The following is a 9,276-nucleotide window of genomic DNA, read 5'->3' as shown; positions in this document are numbered from 1 at the left end:
TAAAAGCGTAATTTCACTGGTAAAAATGTGCTTGCCCTACACAAAAGCTCACATGCTAGGCATGCGAAAGCCATAGTTTAGGATGCCATTGGCAAGTTCGATCCCGCCCTGGGGGCACACATGGCTATTGCATGCTAACAGTTGTCGGTACTGTGACCAAATAATGGGCCTTTCCAAAAAAGTATCAGAAATAAATTGGAAAAAGTTATCAAATAATTTATTTTTTCTGATGATTTTAATTTTTAAACAACTTTTCTATAGGTAGGAACAAAATGAAGCTCATTTCAACACTCTCACTATTTCTCTTTCTTTCCCCATTTAATGCCGGTGCGGATGAATATTATCAGTTCCACAAAATAAGTTGTGTCGAACAAATTTCTGCTTTTGATATTGAAAAAAAAGGATTTTGGAATATAGGGACATTGGTTTGGCCAAATAGTAGCTCCACATGGAGAGCGCATGTAAATGCTTTAAAGGAGCTAGAGAGAAAGCAGAATCTTTATGTTTTTGATCAATGGTATGGACATGCAGAAAAATCAAAACTACCTAAAAATTGTGGGGATTTTGAAATATCATTTGATTTCAAGATACTTTCTCGTGGAGAAGATTTTATCTTCCCGCATGGTAGCGTTAAGTTGAAAACTAGGTTGTCTATATCTTACCCTGGAAATCATGATGCATTAAACGTGACACTACAGAATATTAATCGAGCATTGATCTATAAGGATGAAAAAATGAATACAATATTGTTACTTTGCAAAGATAATCATTGTAATGAAAAAGCACTTGGAAAGTATGAAAAAGTCACCAATGACAATATTGATAAGTTTCTTGCTGGTGGCAAGTTAGATTAATGGCGTAACTAGTTATTTCAAGGTGGTAGGATAAATATAATGAATTACAATCTAATTAGCAACATAAAGCAGGCCAAGGGTGTTCCGGCTCTATGCCGTTCGGTGTGGACTTCACCTGCACTAAATACAGATCGCATAGGTATGGATATGGTATGATATGATGCCATGAAAATGACATAATCCAACTCGTTTTTAAACTCAACTGACAATTACAGAGAGCTACAATGAATAAATTTATTTCAGCTAATGTTAAGAAAACTCTAACATATATATTTACTGTTGCATTTATCATGCTTTTCATTTGGTTTAGTTATCTACCACCATTTATATACGCCAAAATTTTACACAGCATGGAGGGCGGAGAGAAATTTTCTACCAATGTAGGGCGCCAGAAAAGTTTTATGCTGATAAATGAAGGATCATGCATTGCCGAGAACTACCTCCCACTTTATTACATATCACCACTTTTTTTTGAAAACTACCATAAAAAAATTGAGTATATAGAAATAGCCTCATCTTCCTCTGAATTAATTAGTGGACCTGCAGGTGTTTATATGAATGACTTTCCAAATAAAGAATATGATTGCAAAAAAGAGCATCTTGGTAATAATGGTAGCGGATGGTATAGATTGCAATCTGTAAAGGTAAATGAAAATCAAGATTGCAAAGTAATAAAAAAACTAAATGAGATGCATCCTGGTAAATATGAAAATATTATTAAGTCATTTGAATCAAACAAGGAATGTCCACTCGTGACTAAAATAAATAGCCCGTCATCTAGATTCATAGATGTGCAAAGTAGTAATTCGGAAAAAATAACAGCATTTTTGTATTTTGAAATTTACAGGCATCAAAATGTAATTGGCGTTGACTTTCATAATGGACAGCCACTATTCAAGTCAACATTCTTTACGTCCCAAGGCAGTATTATCCTGCCAGGCTCCAGTGATATATCTCCTGGAGAATCAACATTGGGAAATAATATTGAAAGTATGGATTTTTTAAACTTAATAGGATACAAAAAATATCATTAAAGATCAGGGCGGGATCAGACTTTCCTTTGATATGGGAGTTAGACTAGAGGCGAATTACCAAGTTGGGAAAAGCACTTAAAGTCCTCAGCCGATCCATGCCAAAAGCATACTTTCAGTGGTGAAAGTGTGCTGTCCTATACAAAAGATCGGATGCTAGTCATGCAAAAGCTATAGCTTGCAATGCTATTGGCAAGTTCGATCTCACCTTGAGGCAAAACCACGTTCTACGAACGTGGTTGGTTTACTAATCACTTTAACCAAGAAATCTTTGATTGCATAAATATAGATGATCAAAATCTAATTCCGCATGAATTGATTTAAAATATCCTAAGGAATCACCCGATCATGAAAGAAACAAAAATAGACCTTTATTATGAAGCTGGTTTATTTAGCACCCTCTCATATTTCGACTTCTCATCTGTTGTCGGTGTAGAAAGTAGAGATGAAAGAATTAAAAGAATAAGGGATATTATTTCCAGAAATGCAAATCCAGAAGTGTCGGACAAGTATCTCACAAGATTAGAAGCGGATAGATTCTCAAGACGTTATGATATTTTATACGCGCAAGATAATAAAGAAACAGGCTTTCAAGCAGTAGTATTTAAAGATATGGAGACCGGAAAAACAATAATATCTTTTAGGGGAGTGCAGCCATTTTCCGAAACAGTTAATGATTTAATTATAGCGGGATCAGCAATTGTAAGGGGGGTAGACTCCGAGCAGGTTAGGTCGATGGAGGAATTTCATGATGTCTTAATTAGAAAAGGAATATTGGATAGAAATCATGCGATTGAAGTGACGGGCTTGTCCCTTGGTGGTTATCTATCTCAACGGTACTCAATTATGTTTGGGGGGGTTAGTAAGGGGTATACATTCAATGCACCCGGTATAAAAAATGCTGAAATTCCAAAACTCAGCTATATTGATCATATTCTAGCTAGCGGAACTGATCTAATTGCTGCTGTTGGGGATTTTCCGGGAAATGATGTTCGCATTTTTGTCCAAAAAAACAATCATAGTACTCAAGAGGTGGTGACATCTCTTGCGGTAATGCGATTAATAAATTCACTCTCTCAAGAAAAGGATAAAGTAGCCGAGCTGAATAATTTTCTTGAATCAGTTTCTTCCGAAAATAATGAAACTTTGTTTAAAGTAACTAGTCAACTTGCAAAAAGTTTTGGAATTAACATCTCTGGAGTGAATGATAGGTCTACAATTCTCAAAGTAATTGATGAAATTGAGGCGGTCACCAAAGAAGAGGGTGGAAAATCATTAAAAATAGATATTCTGTCAAATAAATCATCATCATACATTCTAGAAAAAGCGCTAGTAGAAGGTGAGGAAGGGCTTCCCTACCGATATGCGCTTATGGAGCTTCATAATTTTGCAATTAGTGGCCTTGATTATGATTCAAGTAAATATTCACTATATAACGAGAGTCAAGGAACAGGAATCTTCACAAGAATGTGGATTAAGGATCGCATTGAAATGCTGTCGACATTAGTCAAGTCAAATCTCTCAAAGAGTGGCACAGCATTCAGTGGTGATTATTTTAGCACCCGCTTTCATGACGCTAGTTCCTCAATGGAGGTTACCCTTCACGCATCAACTAAGCCACAAATGACTTCATTAGCACCTAGGCCTGCCGAGGTGTTTTTTGGAGACAGTACTCCAAATTTATTACTGGATTCAAACTATGCAGGCCATGTCTACGGGATGATGGGCAACGACACCATTAGCGGCGGTGGTGGAAACGATTACCTCGAAGGTGGTGCGGACCAAGACTCATTGACGGGTAGCGCGGGAAATGATCATCTACACGGTGGACAGGGAAATGATACGCTGGTTGGTGGCAAAGATAACGACTGGCTTGAAGGAGGGCTGGGTGTTGACCGTTATGAGTTCACAACGGGCGACGGCATCGACGTCATCAAGGATGCGGATGGTCAGGGCACGTTGGTCATCAATGGAGCAATCTTAAATGCGGCCAACGGTACTGAACAATCGGGTGAATATGAAGCCACCCTCGCAGGCAAAAAGCTCAAACTACTGTGGTCGGGCCAAGCTGGCACTGAACTCAAGGTCATTTATGGTGACGGTGGTAAGGATGCCATCACGATCGCAAAGTTCAAGAACGGGGATTTTGGCCTGAATCTAACGGCCAAGCCAGTCGACTACAAAGGCACCAAGCCCGGTGCGACTGCGGGTGCGGACATCATTCAAAGTGGTGGGGCCATTTACACCAAGCTGGCTGGCGGTGAGGGCAACGACTTCATCAACGCAAGCCTGGAGGCAGAGGCGCATGGCCAGGATGGAAACGACATCATCATCGCCGGTACCGACCCCTTTAAGACCTATCAGGAAACCTGGCAGCTGAGCTACCAGCCATTGGCGGGCACGCCATTACATTATGAAATCATGTTGCTGAACGAGTTTGGGCAGCAGTCCGGTACCACCAGCCGGGATGTTCAGCCTGGGAGTCGGGCACAAATTGCACTGAGTACCGGCAAGACCGTCTACAGCGATGAGCATTGGGCAAGCATGACGGGGGGCATGACTACCCCCAATAAAACAATATGGGAAAGCGCACTTTCCTTCAACGGGGGCAAGGGGGATGACTGGCTGCAAAGTAATGGCGGTCAGGATACCTTGATTGGCGGCGAAGGAGCAGACCTATTGGTTGGTGGCCATTTCCAAGTCAATTTCCAGGGTGGCAAACTGGATTTTGATACCGACAAAGGTGATTTGTTGCTGGGTGGCCAGGGGAATGACACGCTCTATGGTTTCCGTGGTGACGACACTTTGGATGGCGGGGAGCAGGATGACGCCTTGTTTGGCGAGGGTGATCATGATTTGCTGAGCGGCGGGGAGGGAAATGACACGCTGTTTGGCGATTACACCTTCCGTAGCCAATATCAGCTCTCCAAAGGCGGGGATGATACGCTGTTGGGTGGCGCAGGAGACGATTTCCTGGATGGTGGCGAGGGGACCGATTCGCTGTTTGGCGAAGCGGGCAATGACTATCTGGCCAATGTGCTGAAGACTGATACGACCGGTGACTATCTGGACGGGGGCGATGGCGATGATACGATCGCTGCCCTGGGCGGTGCGGACACCCTGATCGGTGGCGCTGGCAACGATATCCTGACATCCGGAGTCTCTGACTTTCAGGATACGGTTGGCGACACCTTGGATGGTGGTGACGGCAACGACACCCTCACGGGTAGCCATGGCAGCGACTTGATCTTTGGTGGTGATGGACATGACCAGATTAGCGCAAGCTTAAACCCCGCTGCCGGTTTGAGTGACTCTCTCTATGGTGGCAGTGGAAACGACACCATTGTGGGCTCTGCGATCAGCGATCTGGTCAACGGCGAGGATGGCGATGACATCCTACGGGCTGGGGACGGCAATGATACGTTGGTTGCAGGTAGCGGCCTGGATCTACTGGAGGGTGGATTGGGGAATGACACCTACGATGTCAACGGCGGTGGTAAGAAGCAGATCAAGGATGTAGCAGGATACGATACACTGTTGTTGACAGGCATCAGCTCGTTGGACGATGTCACCGTACTACAGTCTACCAGTCAGCAAATGGTATTGCGCCTGAGCGGAACCGGCGAGAATGACATCTATATCGATGGGGGTTTCAAGGGCGCCATCGATCATTTTGTCAACGGCACTGTCAGCCCGCCACCCGTTAACCCGCAAGCACGATCCGCCATTGCCTCGGACGCAAGCAATAACACGCCATCCGTACAGTCTTGGGATCTCAAAAAAATGGCTGGTCGGGCTACGTCTTCCCTGACGTTGACTGGTGACTATACCGATGAGGTTTTTTACGGCGGCCAGGCTAATGATTTCATTGATGGCAACGGCGGGAACGATGTCCTGGACAGCAATAACGGTGCTGATGCACTGTATGGCCGTGACGGCAATGATACGTTGATTGGTGGCTTGGGGGCTGATCAACTGGATGGCGGCGCGGGTTCGGATACCTATCGCTTCGAGCGTGGTGATGGTCAAGATCTGATCATCGATAACCCGCAGCGCGGGACCGGTGAGGCTGATGTACTGATGATGGGCACGGGTATCCGTGCCGAAGATCTGACACTAGCCCGTCAGAGTGCGGACCTGATTATCAGCCTGAAGGGTACAACTGATCGCGTAACCGTCAAGAACTACTTCAATGGCGAAGGTATTGAGCAAATCACATTCCAAGACGGCAGTGTTGTATTGGATACGGCAACCATCAACGCCGGCGTGCTGATCGGTAGCGATGCCAATGACTACCTGAGTGGTTACCAGACCAATGACAAACTGGCTGGTGGCAAAGGCAATGACACCTTGGAAGGCATGGGTGGATCTGACACTTATCACTTCAATCGTGGTGATGGTCAAGACACGCTTTCGGATGGCAACGGCGGCAATGCGAACGATATGGATGTGTTGGCCTTTGGCCCTGGCATTCTGCCTGAGCATCTCCAATTCAAACGCCACTACAATAACCTGGTTGTGTCATTGCGAGATTCGACTGACCAGGTTGAAATCCTTAACTTCTTTACGGCCCCCAACATTGAGTCCTTTACCTTCCAAGGCGGTGCAACCAATTTAAGTGCCGCACAAGTGAAAATCCTATTGCTGCAGGGTACCGCTGGCAATGACCAGCTACTTGGCTATCAAGGCGACGATACCCTGGATGGATTGGCAGGTAATGACCAATTGGATGGTCAGACGGGTCGGGATACCTATCGCTTTGGTCGTGGAGACGGCCAAGACACCGTGCTGGGCAGCCAGTCGGGCAAGGAAGATACCATCGCATTCAAGGCCGGCATTTCACCGATTGATATCAAGGTATCAAGAAGTGACAACGATTTGCTGCTGAGTATCAAAAACAGTGACGACAGCATCCGGATAACCGATTTCTTTGGTCCGCAATCCCAGGTTTCACAGGTGACCTTTGCCGATAACACCATCTGGTCGGTACCGACGCTGATGGCCAAATTGTTGGATGCCACAGAAGGTGACGATACCTTGGTCGGCTACAACACGGCCGACGTGATATCGGGCCTGGGTGGTCGCGACCGGATTGACGGGGCTGCTGGCAATGACAAGCTCTATGGCAATGCCGGCGACGATGACCTCTATGGGAATACCGGTGACGATACACTGGAAGGCGGTATCGGAGATGACATGCTGGGTGGTGGCGATGGTTCGGATACCTATCTGTATCGCAAGGGTGATGGCAACGACACCATCACGGTTCATCGATTCGGCAACACCATTGATACACTGCTGTTGACCGGTGGTATCAAGCGTACCGATATCCGTATTGAGCGCTCCGACCAAAGGCAAGATAGGAACCACCTGTTTATCAAACTGGTTGACGGCAGCACCATTCGGTTAGCCAATTTCTTTGGTGGGGCCGAGAATGATAACGGTGCGATTCAGTTGAAGTTTGATGATGGCACCCTGATTCCAGCCGAAGACGTCAGGAAGTTGGCATGGAGTGCCACAGAAGGGGCTGATACATTGCATGGCACAGGCCAGGCGGATGTCATGCTGGCACTGGGTGGTAATGATACCCTCTATGGCTATGATGGTGATGACGTGTTGGAGGGCGGAATTGGCGACGACCAAATCTTCGATGGACAAGGCAATGATCGTGTCATGGGTGGTAGTGGCAATGATACCTTGTGGGGAGATCGGGAAGATCCATTCCAGCTGACCTCTGGCAATGATGTCTTTGAGGGTGGGGCTGGTAATGATGAGATCCATTCCAACAATGGGCGCGATACCGTCATCTGGGGACATGGTGCGGGCAATGACACTGTTCATCTCGCTACATCCTGGCGCAAAGCTATACAAAACCGGCTTCAATTCACCGAGGGCGTCCGCCCTGAAAACATTGTCTTGACCAGAGACAATGCGACACTCTATGTCAAATCAACCGTCACCAATGAAACCATCACGCTGCATGGCTATTTTGACGGTCTGGATACACAAGTCAGCGATGCGAGCGACTTCCAATTTGCTGATGGTACGATCTGGAACAAACAGCTTATTCTCGCTAAAACCAATCAGGCAACCGAAAGGCATGACTATCTCACTGGCACGGCTGGCAATGATCAACTCCAGGGTTTGGGTGGTAACGATCAGCTTCAGGGGATGGATGGCAATGACACATTGCGCGGTGGCAAAGACCATGACCTGCTGGTAGGCGGCTTGGGGCAGGATGCCTACCTGTTCGATCGCGGTGACGGCATTGATACCATTGCGGGGGGCAGTACCTCGCTCAATAGCTACAGCTCGCTTGCTGAAGATGAACTGCGCCTTGGTCAGGGCTTGAAAGTGGGTGATATTCGCCTGCTGCGCTATAACCGAGACCTGCTGCTGGATCTGGGCCAGGGGGATGGCATCGTGCTGGCAGATCATTTCGATATTGGCGACAACGCCCCCCCGATGGCTACGGCATTACGTACCGTCAGACTGGCCGATGGCACGGTGTTCAATCTCGCTACCGAATACGTCAAGGCGCTGGGCACCCCACAGGCGACCGCTGGCAACGACCGGTTCACAGGTACTTTCATGAGCGACACGCTGTCGGGTGACAAAGGTAATGACACCTTGCTGGGTTTGCAGGGTGATGATGCCTTGGATGGTGGCGCTGACAATGACTCGTTGGATGGCGGGGACGGCAACGATACCTTATATGGCCAGGACGGGGCCGATGTCCTGATCAGTGGCGGCGGACAAGCCAATTGGCTGTATGGTGGCAAAGGTGATGATATCTACCGAATCGCTGGATCGATGGATTATGTCTTTGAAATGGCCGGCGAAGGTAAAGATCAGATCGAAGCAACGATGGATGTGGTCTTGCCTGATCAAGTCGAAAACCTTGTTCTTCAGGGCAGTGCCATCAATGGCGCGGGCAACGAATTGGCCAATTCAATCACAGGCAATGGACTGAGCAATCGATTACAAGGCTTGGCTGGCAACGACACCTTGATTGGTGGTAATGGTCAAGACACCCTCGAAGGAGGTGGTGGTAACGACACCTACTATTCGGAGGGCAATGACACCATCACCGAGTTGGCCAATGGCGGGACCGATATCCTGTATACCAGCGCCAGTGTCACCAAGCTGGTCGACCATGTCGAAAACCTGACCTTGATGGGTAGCACTGACCTCAATGGGGTCGGCAACCATCTGGCCAACACCCTGACCGGCAATGCCGGTAAAAACAGCCTGTCCGGCCTGGATGGCCACGACAAGCTGGATGGCGGGGCTGGCAACGACACCCTGGACGGTGGCGTTGGTAACGACACGCTGAAAGGCGGTCTGGGCGACGACCGGTATGTCTTCGCCGGCAATTTTGGCACCGACGT

3 protein-coding genes are annotated in these 9,276 nt (G+C 47.1%); all 3 read left to right on the top strand.

Translation table 11 applies throughout. The features are described from left to right. Positions 1 to 272: 272 nt before the first annotated feature. Positions 273 to 854, top strand: a complete 582-nt coding sequence (locus FFS57_RS23715) for a hypothetical protein (protein WP_137940309.1) — start codon at positions 273 to 275, stop codon at positions 852 to 854. A 224-nt stretch (positions 855 to 1,078) separates the two neighbouring features. Further along, entirely contained in the window at positions 1,079 to 1,888 is an 810-nt protein-coding gene (locus FFS57_RS23710) for a hypothetical protein (RefSeq protein ID WP_137940308.1), read from the top strand. A 1,716-nt stretch (positions 1,889 to 3,604) separates the two neighbouring features. Beyond that, the coding region (locus FFS57_RS23705; RefSeq protein WP_283204928.1) for a calcium-binding protein at positions 3,605 to 9,276 on the top strand (5,672 nt) is incomplete at its 3' end.

It is taken from the genome of Chitinivorax sp. B (genome assembly GCF_005503445.1).
Lineage (GTDB): Bacteria > Pseudomonadota > Gammaproteobacteria > Burkholderiales > SCOH01 > Chitinivorax.
This window is presented reverse-complemented; position numbering and strand designations above follow the sequence as displayed.